The following is a 24,371-nucleotide window of genomic DNA, read 5'->3' as shown; positions in this document are numbered from 1 at the left end:
GCAGCCGTCAGCTCAGGACGACGGTCGCCCCCGGCTCGGCCAGCTGCGCCTCCGGGAACACCTCCCGGGCCTCGGCCAGCACCTCTTCCGGATCGTACTCCGGAAGCAGGTGGGTCAGCAGCAACCGCCCCACCCCGGCCTCCCGGGCGATCTGGGCCGCCTGCCGGGCCGTCAGGTGCCCCGGCGCCCGATCGCCGCGGCGGGCCAGGAGGCTGGCCTCGATCAGCAGCAGGTCGGCCCCGCGGGCCAGCTCCACCAGGGCGTCGGCCGCTCCGGGCCCGGTGTCGCCGGAGTACACCAGGCGCCGCCCGCCGGCGCTCCAGGCGGAGGCCAGGCAGGGCAAGGGGTGGTCCGTGGCCCGGACCTCCACCTCGATCCCCGCGACGGTCACCCGCTCGCCGGGGTCGAGGAAGCGGGGCGCAAAGACGTCCTTGTACGGCATCCGCCCGGCCAGCTCCGCCGGACGGGCCGGGCCGTAGAGGGGCAGGGGCGCCGGCCGCGGGCGACCCAGGTGGCGGGCGATGTCGAGGACGTAGCGCAACACGAAGTGGTCGCCGACGTGGTCCGGATGGTAGTGCGAGTAGAACACGGCCGCCAGCTGGGGGACGTCCACCCGCTGGCGCAGCCGCGCCAGGACGCCCGGTCCGCAGTCGATGAGCACCGGTCCCTCCGGCCCCTCCAGGAGGTAGCCGGAGCACGCGCCGCCGGGAGCCGGGTACGGCCCGTCCCGGCCCAGGATGGTGAGCCGCATCGGCCGTGGCCCTCCTCCCCCTGGGGTGCCCTGCGGTGTTACGTTTCCGTGGAAGCCGGCCGAATCCTGCGCTGCTGCGCCAGCCGCTCGATCACCTCGGGCGGGATGCGCCCCTCCTCCTGGGCCTCCTTGACCAGCCGCTGCATGTAGCCGCCGATGCGCCCGCTCTCCAGCGAGGTCAGCGCACCCCAGCCCTCGGCCTCCACCTTGGGCCAGAGCCCGAGCTCCTTGGCGGCCTGGACCTTGAAGGGGTAGAGCGGGTCGTCCTCGGGGTTGGGCTGGGCGACGCGCCGGCCGCCCCGCCGGCCCACGCCGCCCCGGTGTCCGCGCTTGCGGCGGCGGCGCGACGTGGCCGTGGGAGGGAGCTCGATGGCGCTCCAGGGCGACGGGCTCGCTCCCGCGGGAGCGGACGCGGTGGCCGCCTGGTCTGAAGCCGACGCCGCCGTCCCCTCTCCCTCCGTCGCCGGTCCGGGCGGCGGTGCCTCGCCGGCCCATCCCGGGGCCGGCGTGCCCGCGGTGGAGGGACCGGTTCCGCTCACCGGTACCTCTCGGGAGGTCGCGCCCCCGCCCACCGGCACCGCGCCGACGGGCGCCGCAGCCCGTTCTGCCGCCGCTCGCCCACGGCCGTCGACCGAGGCGGCGGCGCGGCCCTGCGAGGTGCCCTCCCCCTCCCGCGGATCGCTCGGCGTCAAGGCGGGTTCGTCCGATGGCATGGTCCCCACCTCCAGGGGCTTAGTGTGGGCACCGCGGGAGCCTTGCAATCGGCTGCTCAGCGTTTGCTGCCGGGTTTGCTGCCGGCGCGGGCCGCGGGTCGGGCCGTGGACCGGGCCGGGCTGCGGGACCGGCTGCGGGATCGTCCCCGACATGCCGGGCGCGGTGCGGGAATAGAGGTATGGCGCGGGCCCCCGTCCGATCCCCGCCATCGCGACGGTGGCGCCCGCGGCGGGTGGAGGTGGAAGCCGTGGCACCGACCGGACCGGGGCCGTGGCGGGGATCCCGCGGCCTGGCGACGGCGACGCGGTGGATCGGTCCGGGCGCCCGGGTGGTCCTCTGGGTGGCGCTGGCCGTGGCCGTCGTGGTCGTCGTCGCCCTGGGATGGTGGCGGCGCCCCGGGCCGGAGCGCCTGCAGTGGGGAGAGCAGCCCTTCGTGCTGGTCTACCACACCCACGCCACGGAGGCGTTCCTGCCCGACCTGCCCGGCGGCGACCGGCCGGGCCGGGACATCCACCGCGACGCCTTCTCCCGCGACCCGCGACGGTCGGTGCGCGCCGTCGGGCAGACCCTGGCCCGGCGGCTGGCCGAGCGAGGCCTGGACGTGCTCTGGAACGGCACCGTCTACGACGCCGCCGGCCGCGACGAAGCCTACCAGCGGGCGCGCGCGAGCCTGCAGGACCTGCTGGCCCGCTACCCGTCCATTCGCGTCGCCCTGGACGTCCACCGCGACGCCACCACCACCCGCGTCCAGGTGGGCGGCCAGCCCGCCGCCGGCGTCCTGTTGGTCGTGGGCGCCGGACACCCGGGCTGGCACCGCAACCTGGCGCTAGCCGAGGCGCTCGCCGACCGCCTGGGCCGGATCCACCCCGGCCTGGTGCGGGGGATCGCCCTCAGGCCCTGGCACTACAATCAGGATCTGCTGCCCGGCGCGCTGCTGGTGGAGATCGGCGGCGCCGAGAACACGCTGGCCGAGACCGTCCGCACCGCCCGCTGGGTGGCCGACGCGCTGGTGGAGGCGCTGGCGATCCGGCCCGGCCGGCCGCCGGCCCGGCCCACCACCCTGCCCCGTCCCCGGCCGTGGCGGGCAGCGACGTCCAGCTCCCCAGCCTGGGCGGCCGCCGGTCCCGCAGGCGGCTCCGCGCGCGGCCCCGGCGTCGGTCCCGCCGCCGGTCCGGCGGCTCTGGCCGGCTCCTTCGCGGCACGGCACCCCGTCGCGGTGGGCGGCCCCGCCCCGCTCCCCCGCGCCGAAGCCGTGGGCGGCTCGCCTTCCCCGTCCGCGGCGGTGCGTCGGTGACCCGTCCGGCGTGGGTCCACCGTAGCCCGCCGTCCTGATCCCCGCCGTCCTCCCGCTCGAGCCGTCCCGATCCGCGCACCGGCCGGCGTCCGAGTCGACGAGCCGCATCGGCCCCGCATCGACGGGCCGCCGACCTCGCATCCACGGACCGCATCCGCCCCGCGTCTACGCCCCCGCCCCTGGGCGACCGCCCGCCCCCGAGCGCCGGATGGCTTCGCCCCGGTATGAACCCGCCGCCCGCCGCCCCAGGTTAAGGCCAGGTCGAGGCCGGGGGGTTGTCGATGACCGACCCAAGGGGTGCCGGCGGGATCCGGGTCGACCGGGGCAGCGCGGCGGGGTGGGTTGCCCTGGGTCTGCTGCTGATCCATCTCATGCTGGCCGCCGGTCCCGGCGCGCCCGCCGGCGGGCCGCCCGCCAAACCGGCCCCGCCCGCCGGGGCGCGCGACGAGACCGGCGAGGCCGGCAGGCCCGGGGATGCCAGCCCCAGCGGCCAGCCCCCCAGGGCAGGTCCCGGGCCGCGCCCCGGGCCGGCGACGGCGGACGAACCGCCGCCCGGCCGCGTGCCGCTGGATCCCGCCGTGGCGCGCCGGTTCGTCCGCGAACCCACCATCACCGTGTTCGACCACGCCATCGCCGCCCCGCGCACCATGGCGATGGAGGAGTACCTCGCCCACGTGGTGGCCGGCGAGGTGTTGCCCAGCTGGCAGCCCGACGCCCTGCGCGCCCAGGCGGTGGCGGTCCGCACCTACACGGTCTCGCTGCTGCTGGCCGGGGAACGGGCGACCCCGCGCCGGCTGTACGGCACCGACACGTCCACCGATCCCGCCGAGGCCCAGGCGTACAGCCCCACGGTGCCGCGGGCCGTGGCCGAGGCCGTGGCGGCGACCCGGGGCCAGATCCTGGTCTACCGGGGAAAGCCCATCGTCGCCCTCTTCCACGCCTGCGCGGCGGGGCGGACCGCGTCCCTGCGGGAGTCCTTCCCCCGCGACCCGCGGCGGGCGCCGTACCTGCGGCCCGTGCCCTCGCCCTGCGACCAAGCGGCGCCGGCGCGGATCCGGCGCTGGGCGGTGGCGCTGACCGCCGAGGAGCTGGCGGCCGCGGCCGGGCTCTCGCCGGCGGAGGTGCGGGAGGTGCGCGTCGCCGCCCGCGGACCCTCGGGGCGGGCGGTGGCCATCCAGATCGGGCCGCGGCGGGTGCACGCCGCCGAGCTGCGGCGCCAGGTGGGCCCGAACCGCCTGCGCTCGACGTTGCTCACCGCGATCCAGCCCCTGGAGGGCGGCGTCTGGATCTTCCGCGGGCGGGGGTGGGGGCACGGCGTGGGCCTCGATCAGTGGGGTGCCGAGGCCATGGCCCGCCGCGGGATCAGCTACCGGGACATCCTGGCCCACTACTATCCCGGGACCCGGCTGGTGCGGCTGTATCCGTGACCGGCCGGCTCCGTCGGGGGCCGCGCAGTGACCGGCCGGCTCGGTCGGGGGGCCGCGCCGGCTCGCGGCGGGTGGGTTCCGGACACCTCGAGGCCCCGCGGCGCGCGGGTTCCGGATGCCTCGACGCCCCGCGGCGGGTGGGTTCAAGACGCCCCGACGCCCGGATCAGCTCAGGATCAGCTCGAAGCGCGCCAGTCGCGAGAGGTAGGCGGCCACCACCAGCGGTCGGTTCAAGCGGAAGAAGTGGCTGGTCCAGACGCGGGTGACGGGGTCCTGCTCGATGACCTCGAGGACGTTGACGTAGGGCGAGTCTACCCGCTCGATGGCGGTGTAGGGGATCTCCAGGTGCCGCGGGCCGCCCGCGCCGGCGCCCGGGCCCTCGGCGTCCCCCTCCCCGGGGCGGGGGCGCGACGACGGATCGGCGTGGAAGACCAGGCTCTCCCGCCCCACGACCAGCCACCCCTGGCCGCGCGAGGCGAAGCCGCCCCCGGGGCGCTCCTCCAGCAGGGTGCAGCGCGCGGCGTAGTAGGCGGCTCGGTGCGGCACCCCCTCAGGCAGCCGCTCCAGGAGCGGCCACTGCTCCATGGGCACGGCCAGGACCCGGCGCGCCGCCTCCCGGTCCGCCTCCCGGTTCGCCGCCCACTCCCGCTGCTGCCGCATGGCCCGCAGGCGCGGTCGCGCCCGCAGGAGGGAGCGGGCGAGCAGGACCACTGCCGCCAGGACGGCCAGGGTCACGATGAGGCTGGTCCAACCCGCTGCCATGGCGCTGCCCTCCCGTTCCCGTCCCCCTTCGGCCCGGACGCCGTCCGGTCCGGCCGGCGCCTGGGGGCCGGGGGGCCATGCGCTCCCGCCCATGCTGGCGGGGACACCGCTCCACCACTGTGGGCGTGCCGGCCGGGGCGATCCGTCCGTGGGCAGCCGCCCTTGGCCAGGTTGCCCACCCCCGGGGAGGTTGCCCGCCCTCGGCCAGGTTGCCGCCCCCAGGGCAGGTTGCCCGGCCTCAGCCACGTTGCCCACCTTCGGCCAGTTGCCCCATCCTTGGCCACGTTGCCCGCCGTTGGCCGCGTTGCCCGGCTCCTGCCAGGAGCCGGCAAGCGATGGCGCGAGACCGCCCGTGGCACCGCGGGGACGATGGTCCCGCCGCGCCCATTTTGCCACAAGGCTGCCATGACGTCCTCTCCCTCGGGGTGCACCCGAATCGCACACTCCCGGCCCCCCGCCGGGGAATCGCACACCCGGCCGGCCGCCGCCGGGGAATCGCGCACCCCACCGGCCGCCGCTGCAGACGACCCTGGTGGACAGCCCGGGCAGACGACCCTGGTCGGCAGCGCGGGCGGACCCCGTCGATCCCGCCGCAGCCTGGCCGGCCAGGCCACCATGGGATCACGAACCCGGCCCGACGTCGCGAAACAAGCGCCGCAACGTCGCGAAACAACAGGGTACGACGCCCGTGGTTCCGCAACGGGTGGTGGCGCGGGGCGCGCTCCGCCATAATGGACGGGGCGGGCGCCGGTTCGGCGTCGCCCAGGGGATGTCGCGGCGGCGGTCGCCGGGTGCCGCGGGCTTGCGGTGGCGAGCGGGACCGACCTGCCCGCACCCGGTCGGGACCGGCTGGAGCCGCGAGTTCGCGGCAGCCGTGCCGCCGCCCGCGAGATCGCGGCACCCGTCGGCGCACGTGGGGTCGCGGCACCCGTCGGCGCACGTGGGGTCGGTGAACCCGTCGCGGTGCGGGCTCGCAGCGGACCGGCATGTCCCCGCCTCGCCGGGCGTAGGATGAACCGGCCGGGGGACAAAGTCGGTCCGGCGCCGCCCCGGCCGGCGTCCGCACGGGCGACGTCGCGCGGAGTTTTGGTTCGGCAAGCGCGGCCAACACGCGGGAACGCGAAGGGGGACACGCCTTGGACGGGCTGACCCAGGTGGTGGAGCGGTGGGGCTACGTGGGCCTGGTGGCGGTGGTCGCCCTGGAGAACGTCTTCCCGCCGATCCCGTCGGAGGTGGTGATCCCCTTCGCGGGCTTCCTCACCACCTTCGGCGCGATGACGCTGCCGGGGGTGATCGTGGCCGCCACGGTGGGCTCCGTGCTGGGCGCCCTGGTGCTGTACGGCGCCGGCCGCGCCCTAGGCCGGCGGCGGCTGGAGGCCTTGACCCGCCGCTACGGGCACTACCTGGGCATCCAGCTCGACCACGTGGCGCGGGCGGAGGACTGGTTCGCCCGCTACGGACCCTGGGCGGTGCTGATCGGGCGGCTCGTGCCCATCGTCCGCAGCCTGATCTCGATCCCCGCGGGGCTCGCGGAGATGCCGCTCCCGGTGTTCCTGCTCTACACCGTGGTGGGGACCGTGGCGTGGAACACCGCCCTGGCCGGAGCGGGGGCCGCCCTGGGCGCCGCGTGGCCGCTGGTGGAGCAGTGGGTCCGGCTCTATCAGCATCTGCTGCTGGTGGCGGCACTGACGGTCGCGGCCGTGTGGCTCGGGCTGCGCCTCCCGGCGCGGCCCCGCCGCTAGGCGACGCGCCGTGAACAGGCGCAGGGCGCTGGGCGTCGTGCCGTCCGACGAGATGACGCGAGGCGGTGGGCAAGGCGGCGTCCAAAACCCCCACGACCGGTGCGAGGTGAGGACCATGCGATCCAAGGGGAAGAACCGCTGGCGCCACTGGGTCTGGCTGGCCTTGACGCTGGTGCTGGTGGCCTCGTTCGTCCTGATGACCCTGGCCCCCGCCCTGGCTGCAGGGTCGGAGTCCGGGCCGGCCGCGGGCACCGCGGCAGCGAGCGGGGGCGCGGGGCGGCCCGCCGGGCAAGCCGGGGCCGATGGGAACGCCGCCGGCGGGGCGGAGGGCGACGCGGAGAGCGCCGCGGCCGAGGGCACCGCGCCGACGGAGCGCACGGTGGTCGTGCTGGGCGCGGACCTGACGCCCTCGCAGCGGCAGGAGGTGTTGCGCCTCCTGGGCCTCGACCCCGCCACCTGGGACGGGGAGCCCCTGGTCCTGACCCACCAGGAGGAGGTCACCCTGGTCGGCGACTACGTCCCCCGCGAGCAGCTGGGCAGCCGTGCCATCTCGTCCGTGCGGGTCGAACCGGCCGCGCCCGGCAGCGGCATCCGCGTCGAGACCAAGCACATCACCTGGGTGCCCCCGGAGATGTACGCCGAGGCCCTGGCCACCGCCGGGGTGAAGGACGCCGTGGTCTACGTGGCCGCGCCCTTCGACGTCTCGGGCACGGCCGCCCTGGCGGGGATCTACAAGGCGTACGAGATCTCGGCCGGGACGACCCTGGACGCCGAGCGCAAGGACCTGGGCGCCCAGGAGATCGGCGTCATGGTGCGGATCGCCCAGGAGATCGGAAGCCCCGAGAAGGCCAGCCAGTTCCTCAGCCTGCTCAAGGAGCGCATGGCCGAACACCCGCCCACCAGCCGCGACGAGATCCTGGCCCTGATCCGCCAGCTGGAGCAGGACCTGGGCATCCAGCTGAGCGACGCGCTCCGGGAAGAACTGGCCACCCTGGTGGAGAAGCTGCGGGACGCCGGCATCGACTGGCAGGCGGTCACCGCCCAGCTGCAGCAGGTGCGGGAGCAGGTGAACCGCTTCCTGGGCGAGGACACGCCGATCATCCGGGATTTCTTCAACCGGGTGTGGGACTGGGTGCTGCAGGTCGTGGACGCCATCCGCAGCTGGTTCGGCCAGTGACCCGGGCGGCCGGAGAGCAAGAGCCGGGGAGCCGGTCTGCCGCCCGAGGCCCTTCACCCGGGGCCCTTCGCCCTGGGGGCCTTGCCCCCTTTGGGGCTGGCCAGGATCCCGGGTCCGTGCCGTCCACCGTCCGGAAGGAGCATGACGCCTTGTACGATGACCCAATGCCCGGCAGGCCGTTGCAGGACGGCGAGTTCTACGTCACCGTGAACGGGATCCGCCACTGGTGCAGGATCGCCGGCGCGGGGAAGGGCGCGACACCTTTGGTGGTGATCCACGGCGGACCCGGTGGCAACGTCTACAACTTCGAGCGCACCATCGGCCCTCTCCTGGAAGCGTTCGCGACCGTCGTCTACTACGACCAGCGGGGCTGCGGCCGGTCGGACCCTCCGGCCAGCCCCGCCGACTATTCCTTGCCGCTGCTGGTGTCGGACCTCGAAGGGTTGCGGGCCCGGCTGGGCCTGGCCCGCTTCATCCCCCTCGGCTTCTCCTTCGGCGGGGAACTCGCTCTGGAGTACGCCCTGGCCCACCCCGGCCGCGTGGAGCGGTTGATCCTCCAGGCCCCCACCTTATGCGACCCGGTGCGGCTGGCATGGGTCCAGCTGTACGGCTTCTACCACGTGGCGACGGGCGAACTGAAGGACCGGATCGCCCAGCTCCTCGCAGGGGACGAACCGGCCCCGGCCCGCCTGGAACAGGCCTGGAACCTGGTGGATACAGAAACCCTGGACCGCTTCCTGTTCTTCGACCCCGCCGCCGCCCGGCTCAACCGCCGGCTCTGGGAGGAAAGCGGGCTCGTCAACACCGGCGACATGCAGCGCGCCCTCGCCGCCCAGCCCCAGCCTCCCAGCCGGATGGACGCGCTGTCCCGGATCACGGTCCCCGCCCTGGTCATGGTGGGCCTCCACGACCGCAACGTCGGCGTCGACGTGTGCCGGGACATCAGCGCCAGGCTATCCCGGGGCCGGCTGGTGATCTTCGAGCGCAGCGCCCACTTCCCCGACATCGAGGAGCCCGAACGCTACGCGGCGGAGGTGAGGCGCTTCCTCGGCCTCTAGCTCCGATTGGGCTGACTCGGCGAGGCGTCAACCGGCGCCCCGCCGGCGGGGGGAGCCTGCCTGGTACCAATTCCGCGGGACTTGGGTGCGCCAGCCCAGGACATGCCGGGGCGCGGGGGCCGGGGGCCGCGATAAAGGCGACATCCACGCGAGCAAGGCGGAATCCGCCCTTCAACCCCTGCGGGAGCATGTGGGAATCGAACCCACCGGGGACGGTATCGCCATCCCCCACTGGTTTTGAAGACCAGGGGCGACACCAGTCACCAGCTGCTCCCCTGAAGACCCCCCAGGCCCCCTGCCCCGCCCCTGCCCCTGTCGCTCCCCCCGCACCCACCAGCCGGCAGGGGTCCTGGGCCTGCGGGCTCCAAGCGCACGGGCCCTGCGCCGTCCCGTCCCCCCAACCCGGAAGTGTACCGGACGGGCCCGACGGCGTCATGGACCCCTACGCCACGCCGAGCGCCTTGAGCGCCCGCTGGGGGTGCTCCTCGGGCTTGACGCCCCGGATCACCTTGACGATGCGCCCTTCCTCGTCGATCACGAAGGTGGTCCGGTCGATCCCCCAGTAGGTCCGGCCGAACATCCGCTTCTCCTTCCAGACGCCGTAGCGTTCCGCCACCTGGTGGTCGGGGTCCGACAGCAGCGGAAACGGCAGGCCGTACTTCTCGCGGAACTTCACGTGGGACTCCACCGGGTCCGGGCTGACGCCCAGCACCACCGCGCCCGCCTCCTGCAGCCGCTGGTAGTCGTCCCGGAAGCGGCAGGCCTCGCGGGTGCAGCCCGGCGTGTCGTCCTTCGGGTAGAAGTAGAGCACGACCTTGCGGCCGCGGAAGTCGCTGAGGCGCACGGTCTCGCCGCGATGATCGACCAGGGCGAAGTCGGGTGCCACGTCGCCAACCTTCGGCATGATGCCCATCCCTCCCATCGCTCGCCGATGGCGTGCCCCGCGTTCGCCATCGGGGCATGGCCGGTGGCGCGATGCCGCCGGCCTCGCCACGGCCGGCGATCCCATCCGACGGATCCTAGGGGGTGGCCGTCGTCAACCGGCCCCCGGCCGGGAGTCAGAGCGGGCGTCGTCCCACTCCGGTTCGTCCCCGCGCACCCACCCGGGGTGCACCGGCAGCGGCAGATCGGGCACCAGCCGTCGCAGGGCGTCGCCCTCCGGGTCGCCGGCGCGTTCCACCGCCCGGATCTTCTGGTCCGCGAAGGCCAGGATGGCCTCCACGTCGATGCCCAGGTAGTGGGGCCGGTACCGCTCCAGGTACCGGCGCGCCTTGGCCAGGTTCCGCCGCACCCCCCGCGGCGTCCCCCGGTCGCGGCGCACGAAGGCGGCGGCCAGGATGATCAGGCCGTGGTAGAAGTCGCTGCGACACCGGCGCCAGGCCTCCTCCAGCACCTCGTGGCTCTCGAAGAACCGGCCGCGGTGGTACAGGTGGAGGAACGCGGCCAGCGGCGCCGGCACCAGGGCCGGGGGCACGGCACCGGTCGCGGCCGGTTCGTCCCCCTCCCGCGGGCTCCGTCCCTCCGATGCGCCGGACCCCTGCGGCGCACCGGGTCGTCCCGAGGCGCCGGGCCCCGGCCGGGCGGCCGCACCGCCCGGCGCGGCCGCCCCGCCCCCCTCCTGGGGCGCCGCACCCCGGCCTCGCCCCCCGGCCTCGGCCCCGCCGGCGCCCGCGGGCTTCCGCGCCACCGCCACGAGCCGGCGGCTCTCCGGGGAGAGGGGCGCACCGTTCTCGTCGTAGAATCCCACGGGCTCGAGCCCCGCCTGGCGCAGCAGCGCCCCGAGCTCCGCCGGGGTGTACAGCCGCACGAAGAACCGGCCGCGGCGCACCCGCCCCTGGCGGATCACCGTCCGCTGGGTAACGACGCGCCCCGTCACCGGATCCCACCGGTGGGCGTCGATCAGGAAGTCGTCGCCGCGTTCGACCACGTTGAAGGGGGCGAAGCGGGCCAGCAGCGCGTCCCGGTGCTGGGTCTCGAGGAGGAACCGGCCCCCCGGCCGCAGGGCCGCCGCCACCTGCCGGAGCACCTCCAGGTTCTCCTCGTCCACGAAGTAGCCGAAGCTGGTGAACACGTTGAAGGCGGCGTCGAACCGGTCGCGCCAGGGCAGGCGACGCATGTCGCCCTCGACCCACTCCACCTCGACCCCCTGACGGGCGGCGGCCTCCCGGGCCCGGGCCAGGAACCCCGGGCTCCGGTCGAGCCCCGTCACCCGCACCCCCATGGCGGCCAGGGGCACCGCGACGCGACCGTGGCCGCAGGCCAGGTCGAGCACCGCCTGCCCCGGCCGCAGGCCGAGGAGCGTCCAGATGAGGGCCACCTCCCGCTGGGTGCGCTCGGGGGTGAGCATGGGCTCGTAGAAGTAGAGGTAGTCGTCCGGATCGAAGACGGCGTCGAAGTCGAAGGCCGGTTCGTCCGCCACGGCGCCACCTCCCCTCCCCGCCCACGCCGGGTCGGGCCGGTTTGCCATGCCAAACCCTGGCCCGGGGCGCAGGGAATGGCTGTTCGCAAGTGGAAAGCTACCCTCGACGGCAGACCTCCGGTGCCCGCGGCGGGTCCCGGCCCATCGGCGGGCCGTGGGCGCGCCTCCCCCATCACGCCCCGGAGACCGAGGTGGCCCATGCAACGCGTGCAAGAGGTGGCAGGGCGGGTGCTGGCCAGCGTCGAACGGGCCGTCGTGGGCAAGCGGGCGGAGATCCGCTATCTCTTCGCCGCCCTGCTGGCCAACCGCCACGTGCTCATCGAAGACGTCCCCGGCGTCGGCAAGACCACCATGGTGCGGGCCCTGGCCCGCTCCATCGATTGTACCTTTCGGAGGATCCAGTTCACACCGGACCTGTTGCCGTCGGACATCACCGGCCTGTCGGTGTACGATCCGAGCACCCGCCGGTTCACCTTCCGGCCGGGGCCGATCCACAGCCAGGTGGTGCTGGCCGACGAGATCAACCGCACCTCGCCGAAGACCCAGTCGGCGCTGCTGGAGGCCATGGAGGAGGGGCAGGTGACGGTGGACGGGCAGACCTACCCGTTGCCGCGGCCCTTCTTCGTCCTGGCGACCCAGAACCCCATCGAGTACGAGGGGACCTTCCCCCTGCCCGAGTCGCAACTGGACCGGTTCGGCCTGCGCATCCGCCTGGGCTACCCGGGACCGGCGGAGGAGCGGGCCATCCTGGACCTGCACCATGCCGGGCGGCCCGTGGACGCGGTGGAGCCGGTCACCACCGCGGACGAGATCGTGGAGCTGCAGCAGCGCGTCACCCAGGTCCACGTGGCGGACAGCATCAAGGACTACGTGGTGCGGATCGTCCAGGCGACCCGGGTCCACGGCGCGGTGTACCTCGGGGCGAGCCCCCGGGCCAGCCTCAGCCTGTACCGTCTGAGCCAGGCCCTGGCCGCCATGGACGGCCGCGACTACGTGCTGCCCGACGACGTCAAGGAGCTGGCGCCGCTGGTGCTGGCCCACCGGCTGGTGCTCCAGCCGGAGGCCCGGTGGCAGGAGACGGACCCCGAGGCGGTGGTCCGCGACGTGCTGGAGCACGTGCCGGCGCCGGTGGAACGCCGCGTCGGCGGGCTGCTCGGCCGCCGCTAGGAGGCCCGGCGATGCCACCCGCGACGCCCCTGCGGACGATCCGGCCGCAGAACTGGGGCATGCCCTTCTGGACCCTGGTCGCCCTGGTCTTCGCCGTGACCACCGGCGGCCCCGTCCCCTGGTTCCTCGTCAAGTTCCTGGCGGCCCTCCACCTGCTGGCCGCGCTCTGGGCCTGGGCCCTGGCCCGCGGCCTCGACGTGGAGGTGCGCGTCGACCGGCGGCGGGCGACGGTCGGCGAGCCGGTGGAGGTGGAGGTGTTCGTCCACAACGGGTCGATCCTGCCGGTGCCCCGCCTGGCGGTGTCGCTGCCGGGTCCGGTGGCGGGGGTGCTCGCGCCATCGGGGCCCGGGGCGACGGACGCGAGCGCACCTGGAGCGGCGGACGCGGGCGCAGCCGGAGCGACGGACGCGGGCGCGGCGACGGGCACGGCGAGGGGGACGGGGTGGCCTCCCGCTTCCCGCGCGGGGTGGACGGATCCGGGGGGACGAACCAGCACCTCGGCGGCGACGGATCCCCGGCAGCGGGACGGTGCCCGTGAGCCGGCGGCGGCCCCGGCCGGCATGGGGCCGACCGCCGGCCCGCACGGGTCGGCACCGCGGCCCATGACGGGCCCTGGGCGCACGGTCGCGGGAGCGGGCGGGGCGGCGGCTCCCGCGCGATCGACGACGCCAACGTTCGCGGGGGGGCCCGGCCGCGGGCGGCCGGCGCCGGCAGCATTCGCGACGGGGGTCGGCCCCGGGCGAGGGGCCGGGGCACCGGTCGGGACGGGGTTCGGTCCCGCGCCGTCGGCGGCGCCGGTGAAGGCGGCCCCGGTGGCGGCGTCCCCGGTAGCGGCGGCGCCGGCGGCGGTGCCGCTCGAGGCAGGGGTCGGCTCCGGAACGGGGGTCGCCTCCCGGCCGCCGGCCGGGGCCCCGGTCGCGACGGGCTCCGGTCCCGGGCGGCCGGCCAGCACACCGGTCGGGAGGCGACCGGACCCCCTCCAGCCGGCCGCGGCGGGCAGGCCCTCGGGCCCCGTGCTCTACCGCAGCCTGGGCCCGTGGGGCAGCCTGGTGTGGCGCCAGACGCTGGTGGTACTCCGGCGCGGCCGCTACACCCTGGGTCCGGTGACCGTCGAGCTGCAGGAACCCCTGGGCATCTTCCGCGTCCGGCGGGAGGCGGCGGCGGAGGCCGTGCTGACGGTGTACCCGCGCGTCGTGCCGGTGGACGAGCTGGCCGTGCTGCCCCGCCAGCCCTTCGGGCAGCAGCGGGTGGACACCCGCGCCTGGCAGGACCCCTCGAGCCTCGCCGACGTGCGTCCCTTCCGGCCCGGCGACAACCCGAAGCACATCCACTGGAAGCTCTCGGCGCGGCTGGACGAGCTCCACGTCAAGGAGTTCGAGCTGCGCGCGACCACCGACTGCTTCCTGTTCGTGGACCTCGGCGACCCGGCGGACGGGGCCGTCGACGCGGACATGCCGGTGGCCATGGCGCTCGCCGACGGTGGGGAGGCCGGCGGCTTCGCAGCCGCGGCGGAGCCGGCGGCGGCCGAGGACGGGTCGGCCCCGGAGGCTGCGGGGGCCGCCGCGACGGAGGTGAGGCGGCGTGCGCCCGGGCCGACCGGCACCGGTCACCGGCGCGGACCCGCACCGGGCACGTCCTCGACGGGGGGGACACGGGGCGCCCTGGCGGGTCCGGACGCACCGGCCGGCGGTGCGGCCGGTGCCGTGGACGATGGCCGCCCCGGCGAGCCGGGCGCGGCCGCGGTCCGTGACGCCCCGGCGGGCGCGATGGAGGCGGTGCCGGCCGTCTCCCTGGCTCCTGGGGAGTGGGTGGCCGGCGTGACGGCCGGCGTCGCGGCCCTGGCCCTGGACCGCGAGCTGACGGTGGCCGCCGCCGCCCCGGCCCACGGCTCCCCTCGCCTCCCGCCCGGCCGCGGCCCCCAGCACTTCCGTCGCCTGCTGGAGTGGCTGGTCGACCTGGAGGGGGCGGCGGGCATGCCCCTGGCCGAATTCCTGGCCGCCCAGCGCGGCTGGCTGACCCCGCGATCGGCGGTGCTGGTGGTGGCCCACCGGCTGGATCGCCGGCTGGCCCGCGTGCTGGTGCAGCTGCGCGGCCACGGCCATGCGGTGGGGCTGTGGCTCGTGCGCGCGACCCCGGATGCGGCCGACGGGACGCGGGCCCCCTTTGGGGTCGACGGCGGGGCCGACGGCGCCGGTGCGCCCTGGGGGCGTCCGCCGTCGGGTCCGGAGGAGCCACGTGAACGCCGCAGCCCGAGCCGCAGCCCGAGCCGCAGCGGGATCCGGCGCCGCGGGGGTGGCGGGCGATCCGAACCCGGTGCCCCAGCCGCGGACCCGCCGGCGCCGGGAAGGACCGCATCGGCCCGCACACCGGGGTCCCGGGCGGCCGCACCGCCGCGTGCACCGGGGTCCGCGGAGGCGGTGGCGGCGGGGGTGCCGGCGTTCGGCGCGACCGTGCCGGCGGGAGCGACGGGGCCCGGCGACGTCGGCCTGGGCCCGCGGTCGGGAGCGCCCTCCGCCGAGCTGCCGGGCCTGGACGAGACCGAGACCCTGCTGCGCTCGCTGGTCAGGGCGGGGGTGGCCGTCCACCCCGTGGGGGTCCCGCCTGCGGTGCCCGTCGCCCGCGGCACCGCCCTCGGGCCCGGCGGCGCCGACGCGCTGGCGTCGCGGCGAGGGAGGTGGGGGCCGTGAGCGTCCGGGCCGCCCCCGCGGAGGACCGGCGAAACCCCTCGGGACCCGGCTGGCACGCCCCGCGGTGGCGGGCCGCGCCCCCGGCGGGGAGGTCCTCGCCGTCCCGCACGCCCCTCCCCGCACGCCTCCGGGCGGCCTGGGACCGGGGGCGGCTGCCGGTGACCAGCCCCTGGTACTTCGTGCTGCTGGCCCTCGGGGTGGCCAGCACCCTGGCCATGGTCCACGGCCTCGCCCCCTTCCTGGGCTGGGCCCCGCGCAGCCCCGAACCCGGCCGGCTGGTGCTGACGGTGGCCGCCCTGCTCTGGCCGCTGCTGACCTTTCCCGCGGTCCTCCTACTGGGAGCCGGCGCCGCGGCCGCCTGGGTGGGGTGGCTGGCCCTGCGCCATCCGGACCGGCTGACCCTGCTGGTGGACTCGGGCCTGCCGCTCGTCGGCGCCGGCCTCGCCGCCCGCTGGGGCGGCGTGCTCCAGGCGCTCTGGCTCGGGACCTACCGCCGGCTGCCCCCGGAGCTGCTGGCGCCGGGCACCGCGCTGCTGGCCGGGTTGCACCTGGCCCTGGTCTTCGCGGCCGCCCGCCGTCCCGCCCTGGCCATGGTGCCCGCGGTGACCGGCGGCCTGGCCCTGCTCCTCGCCTGGTTCTACGGCGAGCTGCCCCACCCCCACGGACCCCTGGCGACCTATGCGATCTGCGCCTTCACCTTCGTGGCAGTGGCCCGGGCGACGGCGGCCGGGCCGGGGGCCGCCCGCCACGTGCCGGGGCGGCTGGTCGTCCCCGTGGCGACCCAGGCGCTGGCGGTGATCGTCATCGCCGCCCTGCTGGCCGGGTCGCTCCCGTTCCTGGACGAACCGGCCGCCGACTGGGTGTCCCTCACCAGCCTGGCCAACCGCTGGCTGCCCTTCACCACCGCCGACCGGGCCGGCGGCTGGGGCGCCATCCCCGGCTCCCGCGGCGGCATGCAGGTGGCGCCGCGGCAGTTCCTGGGCGGCCCCTTCTTCGCCGACGGCACGCCGCTGATGACGGTGGAGCTCGCGGGCGACGCGATCCCCGCCACCGTCTACCTGCGGGGCGCCACCCGCCTGAGCTACGACGGGCGTTCTTGGGGACCGCCCACGGACCGGCCGTGGCTCAGTCGGCCGGGCCTCTCCCTCTGGCGGGCCAGCGGCGGCGAGGGCGGACGCGCATGGTACGCGGCCAACGGCTACGCGGATCCCGCCGCCCCGGTCCCGGCCATGGAGGGGGCCCGAGTGCTGGTGCAGGCCATCACGCCCCGCCAGCCGGTGCACCCGTTCCTCTACGCCGCCTTCGAGGCCCGCGACGTCCAGGGGCGTTCACCCCTGGTCCAGTGGCCCCAGGGGCGACCGGACCGCGGGGGCGCGTCCGGCCCGCCCGTCATGCGCACGGTGGACGACACCCTCCTCGTGTTCGCGCCCCATGCCGGCCCCTACACCGTGCGCTCGCGGGTGCCGCGCATCGACCCCGAGCGCGCCCGGCGCGCCGCCGCCCTGGCAGAGGCGCGAGACCCCGCCTGGCGGGCCGACCCGGCCCTCGCGCCCTACCTCGAGCTGCCGCCGCAGCTGCCGGCGCGGGTTCGCGAGCTGGCCGCCCGGCTGACCGCGGATCACCGCAACCCCTACGACCGGGCGCGGGCCATCGAGGCCTACCTGCGCACCCTGCGCTACGACCCCAACATGCCCTTCACGCCGGAGGGGCGGGATTTCGTCGACTACTTCCTCTTCGAGCTGCGGCGCGGCTACTGCGTCGCCTTCGCCTCGGCGGCCGTGGTGATGCTGCGCAGCATCGGGCTGCCGGCCCGGTGGGTGGAGGGATTCATCGTGCCCACCGGCGGCCAGCCCGGCACGTACCTGGTCACCGCTGCCCAAGCCCACGCCTGGCCCGAGGTGCTGATCCCCGGCTACGGGTGGATCCCCCTGGAGCCCACGCCGGCCTACCCCGAGGGTCCGCTGGTGGCGGCCCCCGTCGCCGCCCAGGGGGTCACGGAGAGCGCGGCGAGCGACGGCCCGCAGGAGGTGCCCGGCCCGGCGCCCCGGCCCCGCCCGGGGGACGAACCGGCCGAGGCCCCGGAGGACCCCAGCGCCGGCTCCCTGCCGGCCGACCGGGACGGGGCCGCGCCACGGGCGGAGGGCCTGGCGATGGCGCTCGCAGGGGTCGCGGCGGCCGCGGCGGCGGCTGCCGCCGCGGCCGCCGCGGTGGCCCTGGCCCGCCGGCGCCGCCCGGGCGGCGCATCCCGCCCGGGCGGCGCCGGCCGCGAGGGCGGGGTCCCGCCGGACCCCGCCCTCGCGGCGCGGGCCGTGTTCGTCCAGGTGGAGCGGTGGCTCGACCGCCTGGGGCACGGACGGCCGCCGTCGCTGACGGCGCGGGAGTACGCCCGCTGGCTGGCGCGGCGCATCCCCGAGCTGTCCCCGGCCTGGGAGCGGCTGGCCACGCTGTACGAGATGGCCCGATACGGCCACGGCGGCCTCGCCCTGGACGACGTCCAGCAGACGGCGCGGGCCCTGCGCCGCGATCTGGAGGGCCACTTCGGCTGGCGGTTCCGCTGGGTGCGCCTGACGCCCGATGTCGCCGCCCTGGCCGCCACCGTCGGGGAACGGGCCACCCAGCTCCGCACCGCCCTGACGGGCTGGTGGCAGGGCACCCGGGTGGGCGCCCGCGTCACCGCCTGGCGGCGCAGCCGCCGACGCCGGGATCCGCGATCGGGCCCGCGCCTGCCGGCCCAGCCCGTGGCCCGGCCGGCAGGCCGGTTCGTCCAGCCGGCGCCGCCCCCACCCGCCCGCTGGCGCCGCGCCGCACACCCGGGACACTGGCAAGGCGATCCCGGATCGTAGGGGCATCGGCCGGTCCCATCGGCCGCGCCCCGCCGGGGCCCACGGCCCGGCCGGCCCCGGCGCCGGCTCCCGGAGATGTCGAGGGCGGCGTTCCCGCCGTCGATGAGGGGCCGTTTCCGGCGTTCCCCCAGGCCGGCACAGGACCTTCCCCGCGCAGCCGCAGGGCGGTCCGGTTGCCGTGGCCAGGTCCTGCCAAGGCATCCCGGGCGGTGGTCGGCTCGTCGGCGATCCGCCGCGGGTGGTCGCAGGCCACGGCCGTGGTGATCATCGCGGGCTGGCGCATGGCGCCCGGCACCGGACCGCGAGTCCTTCCATGCCCGCGATCCGGAAGAGCGCAAGCGGGCGCGGCCCCGTCCCGGACCCGGCCGAGACACGGCAGCCGACGGCGCCCCCCTCCCCGGAATCGGACCGCTGGACACCGCCCGCGTCCACGGCCCACAATGGGCAGGGAGCCTCTTGAGGAGGAGAGGACGCGATGGGCGTCAGCGAGCAGGGTGCATCACCGGGCGGCGGGGCCCGGGCCCGCATTGACCGGGTCCTCTTCCGGGAAGAGGCGCTGGCGGCCAAGGTGCGGGAGCTGGCGGAGCGCATCCGCCAGGACTACGCCGGAGCCGTCGGCGCGGGGGCCGGCCGGGCGCCGCTGACGGTGGTGGGCATCCTCAAGGGCGCCTTCGTCTTCACCGCCGACCTGGTGCGGGCGCTGGGCGCGCTGGAGGTGCCGCTGCAGGTCGACTTCATGGCCGTCTCCAGCTACGGCTCGGCGACCCAGACGTCGGGGATCATCCGCATCCTGAAGGACCTGGACCGGCCCATCCGCGGCCAGCACGTGCTGCTGATCGAGGACATCGTGGACACCGGCCTGACGTTGCGCTACCTGCGCGAGCACCTCATGGCCCAGGATCCCGCGTCCCTGAAGGCGTGCGTGCTGCTCGACAAGCCGGAGCGGCGCGTGGTGGACGTGCCCGTGGAGTACGTGGGCTTCACCATCCCGGACGAGTTCGTCGTGGGCTACGGGATCGACTACGCGGAGCAGTTCCGCTATCTGCCCTACATCGCCTGCGTACGGCTGGAGGGGTGAGGGCGGGGGCCCGGGCTCGCCGTCCCCCGGGCCGGAGGACGGGAGGGCGCGGCCCGGCCTCCCGTCGGCCCAGGCCGCAGCGGGCGCGGCGACGGTCGCGCCACCGCGCGTCGGGAGGGCCGCGGTCCATCGGGAGGGCGGCACTCCGGGCCGCACTCCAGGCCGGAGGGGTCCGCCGCGGCCGCGGGGTCGGCTGCGGCCCGATGCCGGAGGACCGGTCCTGACACCCAGTCTTGGGCGTGGGGACCCACCAGCCGCCGCCGGGGTCCGGGCCTGCACCGCCGGGATCGGCCCTGCGGCGAGGGATCGACCCGCGGACGCTGGGATCGATGCGCCGGCGCCGGGATCGACCCCGCGGGCATGGGGATCGACCGCGGGCGCTGGGAGCGATGCGCCGGCGCTGGGACCGGCCCTGGGGCCGGGGGGCCGACCCCCGGTGCGGGGGCCGACCCTCCGGCCCCAGGAAAAGGAAGACGAAGCCTTCGTCCCGAAGTCTCTATTGCCGTGTCGGTCGCCTGAACCCGAATACCGGAAAGGGGGCGATGCCGTGTTCCGTCGCGGGCAATGGGTGCGCCACCTCCGGACCGGCGAGCTGGGGGTCATCGTCCGGCTCCGCAGCTCCCGGCAGTCCATCCGCGTGCGCTGGCAATCCGGGCAAGAGCAGGAGTGCACCTCGGAGGACGTCGAACCCTGGGACCCGCCGCCGGGCGTGGACCCTTCCCGGTTCATGGCATCGAGCCAGCGCGGCTCCGCCGACCGGCGCAGCGCCTCCGGCGAGTGACCGGCGACCGGCGGGTCGTTGGGCGCGTCGTCGGCCGGCCTGGGACGCCCCCAGAGGCGCCCGCACGCCCGAGGTGCAGTCGAGTTGCAACGTCGGCGAATCTTCAGTCGGCATGAACCCCTGTGCGGCACCCGGGTGCGCCGGGTGCAGTCGGAGCGGATCGTCGGGCGAGTCGTTGGACGGAGCGCGACGGCGTCGATGGACGGGGCGCCAGGCGACGGCAAGCGACGCGGTCCAAGGTCTGCGGAAGAACCCGGCCCCGCGGCGCGGCCGCCTCTCCGGCGGCCGCGCCGCGGCGTGCTGGGCGTCGATCCCATGACGCCGGGCGAACGGTGCTCCCGACGGTTCACGCCGGGGGATCGCAGCCCGGACCCCAAGCCAGACCATCCCACCCGGGGCCGTGCGGCCTTGAGGCCGCCGGTGCCCGGGTGGATCGGGGTTCCCCCCGACCTGGGGCGTCCTCGGAGGACCGCTCATCGGGCCGGTGCGGCCGCTTGCCGCACACCGACGGGGCGATGCGCCGCCAATCGCTCTAGACGTGCCGCCCTCGATTCCTGGCGGGTAGAGGGCGGGCGGTTCCGGAGCGCAAGCGCTCGCCCAAACCAAGGCCCCGGCGGGCCATCGCCACGGCCGCCGCGCGGGGCGACAGCCCGTACCGGGCCATGAACTTGACCTTGCCGATCACGCTGGTGAAGGCCGGGTCGACGCGCCGGGTCGACGCGGAGCACCTCCACGCCTTCCCGGGCGGCCCGGGACATGAGCAGGGCGACCGCAGCCGGGCCGCATCCACCCGGGCAGGACCCCAGGCGCCGCTCAGCGCCCCTCCCGGACCGCGGCCCGGACCGATGCCCGCGCCACTTCACCCCCCTTCCGGTGCCCACTCCCCTTCGCCCCGTTCGGAGAGCCGCCGCCCGTGCGCAAGGCCCCCCAAGTCGGCGGCCCCCAAGTCGGCGGCCCAGCCGGGGCCGTTCGAGGGCGTCCGGACATCCTAAGCCCATGGGCAAGCCCGTGAGGGAATTCCAGGGCCAGCCGTTCCCCTCCGACGCCCCCCGCGCTGGCCGACGGGCGGTCGCATCCGTCCCGCCGCCGACGTCCGGCGCACTGGCGTCCGGGGATGCGGCGTCGGATGAACCGGCGCCCCCGACCCCGGTGTCGGCCCCCCACCGCACTCCGGGCCCCGGCGGGAGCGCCGCGCCAGCGCCCTGCCCCGGCGGGAGCGCCGCGCCGGCGCCCCGGACGGCCGGCGGGATCCCGGCGCCCGGAGCCCGGGGCGAGGCTGGAGCCGACGCCGGAGCGACCGCGGCCCACGGCGCCCACCGGGCCGCATTCCTCCGGCACGTCGGCCTGGGCGACGTCCGGGTTCTGGCCGGCGAGGCCGCGCTGCTCGTGACCTACGTGCGCCGCGTGCTGCCGCTGGTGGACGAAGCCCTGGACCGGTGGCAACGCCGGGCCGCCGCGATCCCCGACCCCGAACTGCGACGGCAGGCCCTGGCCAGCATCCGCACCAAACGCTTCCACTGCGAGGGCGGCGCCGTGTTCGCGGCGGCGGTCCCGCCGGCGCGGCGGCGCGCGCTGGTGGAGGCGGTGGTGGCCCTGCAGACCATCAGCGACTACCTGGACAACCTGTGCGATCGCAGCGAGAGCCTGGATCCGGCCGACTACCGCCAACTGCACCGGGCCATGCTGGACGCCGTGACCCCGGCCGGGACCGCAGCGGGAGCGCCCCCCTCGGCCGCCGGTGCCTCCGCCACGACCGCCATGCGCGCCATGGCACCGGAGGGCGGCGGCCACCGGGATGCCGCGGCGGCCAGGCCGTCCGGGTTGCGCGCCACCGCGCCCGTCTCCTGCCGTCCCGCCCCGCCGGGCCCGCCGCTCGCCCGTCGACCGGACGCCCCCAGCCGCCCGGGCCCCGGCCCGTCGTCGGTGGCGCCGGTGGCGCCGGCGTCGCCGCCGGCGCTGCCTGGCGCGGCGAACGGGTACTACCGCCTCCACCCGCACGGGGACGACGGCGGTTACCTGGAGGCCCTGGTGGCGACCTGCCGCGCGGCGCTGGCCACCTTCCCCGGCTACGGCACCGTGGCGGGTGCGGTGCGTCGGCTGGTCTCCCTGTACAACGACCTGCAGGTCAACAAGCACGGCGATCCCCGGGGACGGCAGGCGCGCATGGCGGCCTGGTACCGGCAGGCGGCCGGGCGGTGGCACGGGCGCCTGGCGTGGTGGGAGTTCGCCGCCGCCTGCGGCTCGACCCTCGGGGTCTTCGCCCTCTTCCGGGAGGCGCTGCTCGGGCCGGATCCCCCGGCGCCCCGGATCCGGCGCCTGCTCGACGCCTACTTCCCCTGGATCGGCGGGCTGCACATCCTGCTGGACTACCTGATCGACCAGGCGGAAGACCGGGCCGGCGGCGACCTCAACCTGGTGGAGCCGTACGGGGATGCCGGCCGCGCAAGCCAGGGGCTCTCCGTCTTCGTCCGCGAGGCCGCCCGACGCGCCGCCCGCCTGCGGGACGCGCCCCTGCACCGCTTGGTGGTCGACGGCCTCTTGGGGCTCTACCTCTCCGATCCCAAGGTGGCCCAACAGCGGCTGGAGCCGGTGGTGCGGCACCTGCTGGCCAGCGGGGGAGCTGGCGCGCGCCTGTGCTTCGCGGCGAGCCGGTTCGTCCGACGATGGCGACGCCCCGGCGGCTGACGGCGGGGCCCGGTCGCCCTGGACTGCTCCGGCGACCGATCCCCACCCGCGCGGCGCCTCGTCCCCGCCGGTGGACGCCGCACCGAGCCGCCTGCGGGGCGGCAAGCCGGCGGACGGCGGATGGTTCAGCCTCCTGCCGACCGGCCACCGGGGCGGGGATCGCCCTCCCCGTCCCGCGCCGGCCCCTCGGCGTGGCCGGCGCCGGGGCCGGCGTCGAACAGCAACCGGGCGCAGTATTCGATGATCTCCCGCCGCCGCACGATGCCGATGAACAGGCCACGATCGTCCACCACCGGGACGAAGCTCTGCACGGCGGCCAGGCGTACCAGGTCGCGGACGTCGGCGCGGATGGAGACCGCCTCGTTGCGCAGCCGTCGCGGCACGTCCCGCACGAGGATGCGCTCCGCCTGGTCGAAGGTGAAGCCCGGCGTGCGCTTGATGAACCAGAGGAGGTCGCCCTCGGTGAGGGTCCCTGCGTAACGCCCCTCCTCGTCCACCAGGGGGACGGCGGTGTAGCGGTGGTACTCCATGCGCTCCAGGGCCTGGCGCAGGGTGTTGCGCGGGCTCAGCCACACCACCTCGGCCTTGGGCAGGAGGAAGAAGGCCACGTTCACGGCCATCACCGCCTCCATCTTACCCGCCGCCGCCAGCCGAGGCGCGCCCGCCCCCCGTCAGCCGAGGCGCGGGCGTCCAGGAGCAGCGGCGTGGGGGCGCTCCGCACGGGGGAGGAACCGTCCCCCGAGCGCAGAAGCACCCTCTCACCATGGCCACGCCCCGTGCCCTTGCGTCGACGCCCACCGCCCCCCACGCCACCGCAGGCCGGAGCCGCCGCGCCATGGCCGGCGTGCTCATCGGGGCCACCCTGTGGGGCCTCTCGGGCACCGCGGCCCAGCGGCTCATGCAGGGCTACGGCGTCACCCCGCAGTGGCTGGTCACCACCCGCATGCTGGTGGCCGGCCTCTTGCTTCTGCTGGCCGGCCGGTGGCTGGGCGTCCGCGACCGGCTCGCCCCCTGGCGCGACGGCCGTTCCCGCCGGCAACTCATCGCCTTCGCGCTGGGTGGCCTGCTGGGGGTGCAGTACAGCTACATGGCCGCCATCGCCCTGGGCAACGCGGCCACCGCCACGTTCCTCCAGTATCTGGGCCCCGCCTTCGTCACCGTGTACGAGGTCCTGCGGTGGCGACGCCGGCCGCGCCCGCATGAGGTGGCGGCCCTGGTCCTCGCCATGGGAGGCACGCTGCTGCTGGCGACGGGGGGATCCCTCCATCGCCTGGCGGTGCCGGCCGGCGCCGTGGCGTGGGGGCTGGTCTCGGCGCTGACCCTGGCCTTCTACACGGTGGCCGGCGCCAGCCTGCTCCAGCGGTGGCCGCCGGCCGTGAGCGTCGGATGGGCGATGGTCGTCGGGGGTGCGGCGATGGCGGTCCTGGCGCCGCCGTGGTCGGTGGGAGGGCGGGCCGTCGCGTGGGATGCGGCGGCCGCCGGACTCTGGGCGTTCGTGGTGCTGGGCGGGACGCTGGTGGCCTTCACCCTCTACCTGGCGAGCCTTCGCCACCTGCGGCCGTCCCAGACCAGCCTGCTGGCGTGCATGGAGCCGCTGGCGGCCGCGGCATCCGCCACCCTGTGGCTGGGCGTGCCCTTCACCGGCCCCATGGCTGCGGGGGGCGCGGCGGTGATGGCGGCGGTGCTCCTGCTCGCAACACGTCATGCTTGAACCGCCCGTCGGCGTCGCGAGCCCGCGCCCCAGGTCCTGTGCCGCCCCAGGGCGGGACTCCCTCACCGTGCCGGC

Annotated in this window: 18 protein-coding genes and 1 tRNA gene; 12 read left to right on the top strand and 7 right to left on the bottom strand. The window is 76.4% G+C overall.

What is annotated here, in order from left to right:
* Nucleotides 1-7: 7 nt before the first annotated feature.
* On the bottom strand, nucleotides 8-751 hold the full coding sequence (locus Q5761_RS01590) for an MBL fold metallo-hydrolase (protein WP_318750928.1): 744 nt from the start codon (nucleotides 749-751) through the stop codon (nucleotides 8-10).
* Nucleotides 752-789: 38 nt separating this feature from the next.
* Complete coding sequence (locus Q5761_RS01585; protein ID WP_318750927.1) at nucleotides 790-1,464, bottom strand: small, acid-soluble spore protein, alpha/beta type; 675 nt, start codon at nucleotides 1,462-1,464, stop codon at nucleotides 790-792.
* Nucleotides 1,465-1,712: 248 nt separating this feature from the next.
* On the opposite strand from Q5761_RS01585, the gene spoIIP reads away from it, so the two are divergent.
* Nucleotides 1,713-2,759 (top strand): stage II sporulation protein P, encoded by a 1,047-nt coding sequence (gene spoIIP, locus Q5761_RS01580; RefSeq protein ID WP_243123762.1) that lies wholly within the window; start codon nucleotides 1,713-1,715, stop codon nucleotides 2,757-2,759.
* A gap of 281 nt (nucleotides 2,760-3,040) precedes the next feature.
* Complete coding sequence (locus Q5761_RS01575; RefSeq protein WP_318750926.1) at nucleotides 3,041-4,186, top strand: SpoIID/LytB domain-containing protein; 1,146 nt, start codon at nucleotides 3,041-3,043, stop codon at nucleotides 4,184-4,186.
* A 165-nt stretch (nucleotides 4,187-4,351) separates the two neighbouring features.
* On the opposite strand, the gene Q5761_RS01570 is transcribed toward Q5761_RS01575, so the two are convergent.
* Nucleotides 4,352-4,948, bottom strand: coding sequence for a hypothetical protein (locus Q5761_RS01570; protein ID WP_318750925.1), 597 nt, complete (start codon nucleotides 4,946-4,948; stop codon nucleotides 4,352-4,354).
* A 1,136-nt stretch (nucleotides 4,949-6,084) separates the two neighbouring features.
* On the opposite strand from Q5761_RS01570, the gene Q5761_RS01565 reads away from it, so the two are divergent.
* The 3 genes from Q5761_RS01565 to Q5761_RS01555 all read left to right on the top strand — a co-directional run bounded on the left by Q5761_RS01565 (nucleotide 6,085) and on the right by Q5761_RS01555 (nucleotide 8,925).
* Nucleotides 6,085-6,690 (top strand): DedA family protein, encoded by a 606-nt coding sequence (locus Q5761_RS01565; RefSeq protein ID WP_318750924.1) that lies wholly within the window; start codon nucleotides 6,085-6,087, stop codon nucleotides 6,688-6,690.
* A gap of 115 nt (nucleotides 6,691-6,805) precedes the next feature.
* Nucleotides 6,806-7,867, top strand: a complete 1,062-nt coding sequence (locus Q5761_RS01560; RefSeq protein ID WP_318750923.1) for a DUF1002 domain-containing protein — start codon at nucleotides 6,806-6,808, stop codon at nucleotides 7,865-7,867.
* A gap of 149 nt (nucleotides 7,868-8,016) precedes the next feature.
* On the top strand, nucleotides 8,017-8,925 hold the full coding sequence (locus Q5761_RS01555) for an alpha/beta fold hydrolase (RefSeq protein WP_318750922.1): 909 nt from the start codon (nucleotides 8,017-8,019) through the stop codon (nucleotides 8,923-8,925).
* 179 nt (nucleotides 8,926-9,104) lie between these two features.
* Here the strand turns inward: Q5761_RS01555 and Q5761_RS01550 are convergent.
* From Q5761_RS01550 to Q5761_RS01540, 3 genes are all read right to left on the bottom strand, one after another.
* A tRNA-Sec gene (locus Q5761_RS01550) sits at nucleotides 9,105-9,200 on the bottom strand.
* A gap of 167 nt (nucleotides 9,201-9,367) precedes the next feature.
* Nucleotides 9,368-9,829 carry a thioredoxin-dependent thiol peroxidase gene (gene bcp, locus Q5761_RS01545; protein WP_318750921.1) on the bottom strand — a complete coding sequence of 154 codons (462 nt, stop codon included), beginning with the start codon at nucleotides 9,827-9,829 and terminating at the stop codon, nucleotides 9,368-9,370.
* A gap of 132 nt (nucleotides 9,830-9,961) precedes the next feature.
* Nucleotides 9,962-11,344, bottom strand: a complete 1,383-nt coding sequence (locus tag Q5761_RS01540) for a DUF309 domain-containing protein (RefSeq protein ID WP_318750920.1) — start codon at nucleotides 11,342-11,344, stop codon at nucleotides 9,962-9,964.
* Between the two features lie 198 nt (nucleotides 11,345-11,542).
* Here Q5761_RS01540 and Q5761_RS01535 point away from each other — a divergent pair, with 198 nt between their 5' ends.
* The 6 genes from Q5761_RS01535 to Q5761_RS01510 all read left to right on the top strand — a co-directional run bounded on the left by Q5761_RS01535 (nucleotide 11,543) and on the right by Q5761_RS01510 (nucleotide 22,585).
* Entirely contained in the window at nucleotides 11,543-12,511 is a 969-nt protein-coding gene (locus Q5761_RS01535) for a MoxR family ATPase (protein ID WP_318750919.1), read from the top strand.
* A gap of 11 nt (nucleotides 12,512-12,522) precedes the next feature.
* Entirely contained in the window at nucleotides 12,523-15,198 is a 2,676-nt protein-coding gene (locus Q5761_RS01530; protein ID WP_318750918.1) for a DUF58 domain-containing protein, read from the top strand.
* Between the two features lie 158 nt (nucleotides 15,199-15,356).
* Nucleotides 15,357-18,041, top strand: coding sequence for a transglutaminase domain-containing protein (locus tag Q5761_RS01525; RefSeq protein WP_318750917.1), 2,685 nt, complete (start codon nucleotides 15,357-15,359; stop codon nucleotides 18,039-18,041).
* Between the two features lie 475 nt (nucleotides 18,042-18,516).
* Nucleotides 18,517-19,119 (top strand): hypoxanthine phosphoribosyltransferase, encoded by a 603-nt coding sequence (gene hpt / locus Q5761_RS01520; protein ID WP_318750916.1) that lies wholly within the window; start codon nucleotides 18,517-18,519, stop codon nucleotides 19,117-19,119.
* A gap of 547 nt (nucleotides 19,120-19,666) precedes the next feature.
* Entirely contained in the window at nucleotides 19,667-19,900 is a 234-nt protein-coding gene (locus Q5761_RS01515) for a hypothetical protein (protein ID WP_318750915.1), read from the top strand.
* 1,386 nt (nucleotides 19,901-21,286) lie between these two features.
* The gene (locus Q5761_RS01510) at nucleotides 21,287-22,585 is read left to right on the top strand and encodes a tetraprenyl-beta-curcumene synthase family protein (protein WP_318750914.1); all 1,299 of its coding nucleotides are present in this window, start codon (nucleotides 21,287-21,289) and stop codon (nucleotides 22,583-22,585) included.
* A 125-nt stretch (nucleotides 22,586-22,710) separates the two neighbouring features.
* Here Q5761_RS01510 and Q5761_RS01505 read toward each other — a convergent pair whose 3' ends face one another.
* Nucleotides 22,711-23,217 carry a CBS domain-containing protein gene (locus Q5761_RS01505; RefSeq protein ID WP_318750913.1) on the bottom strand — a complete coding sequence of 169 codons (507 nt, stop codon included), beginning with the start codon at nucleotides 23,215-23,217 and terminating at the stop codon, nucleotides 22,711-22,713.
* 203 nt (nucleotides 23,218-23,420) lie between these two features.
* On the opposite strand from Q5761_RS01505, the gene Q5761_RS01500 reads away from it, so the two are divergent.
* On the top strand, nucleotides 23,421-24,296 hold the full coding sequence (locus Q5761_RS01500) for a DMT family transporter (protein WP_318750912.1): 876 nt from the start codon (nucleotides 23,421-23,423) through the stop codon (nucleotides 24,294-24,296).
* Nucleotides 24,297-24,371 lie beyond the last annotated feature (75 nt).

It is taken from the genome of Thermaerobacter composti (assembly GCF_033582035.1).
In the GTDB taxonomy this organism is placed as follows: Bacteria; Bacillota; Sulfobacillia; order Thermaerobacterales; family Thermaerobacteraceae; genus Thermaerobacter; species Thermaerobacter composti.
The sequence above is the reverse complement of the archived record's forward strand: the minus strand, read 5'-3'. Positions and strand labels throughout refer to the sequence as shown.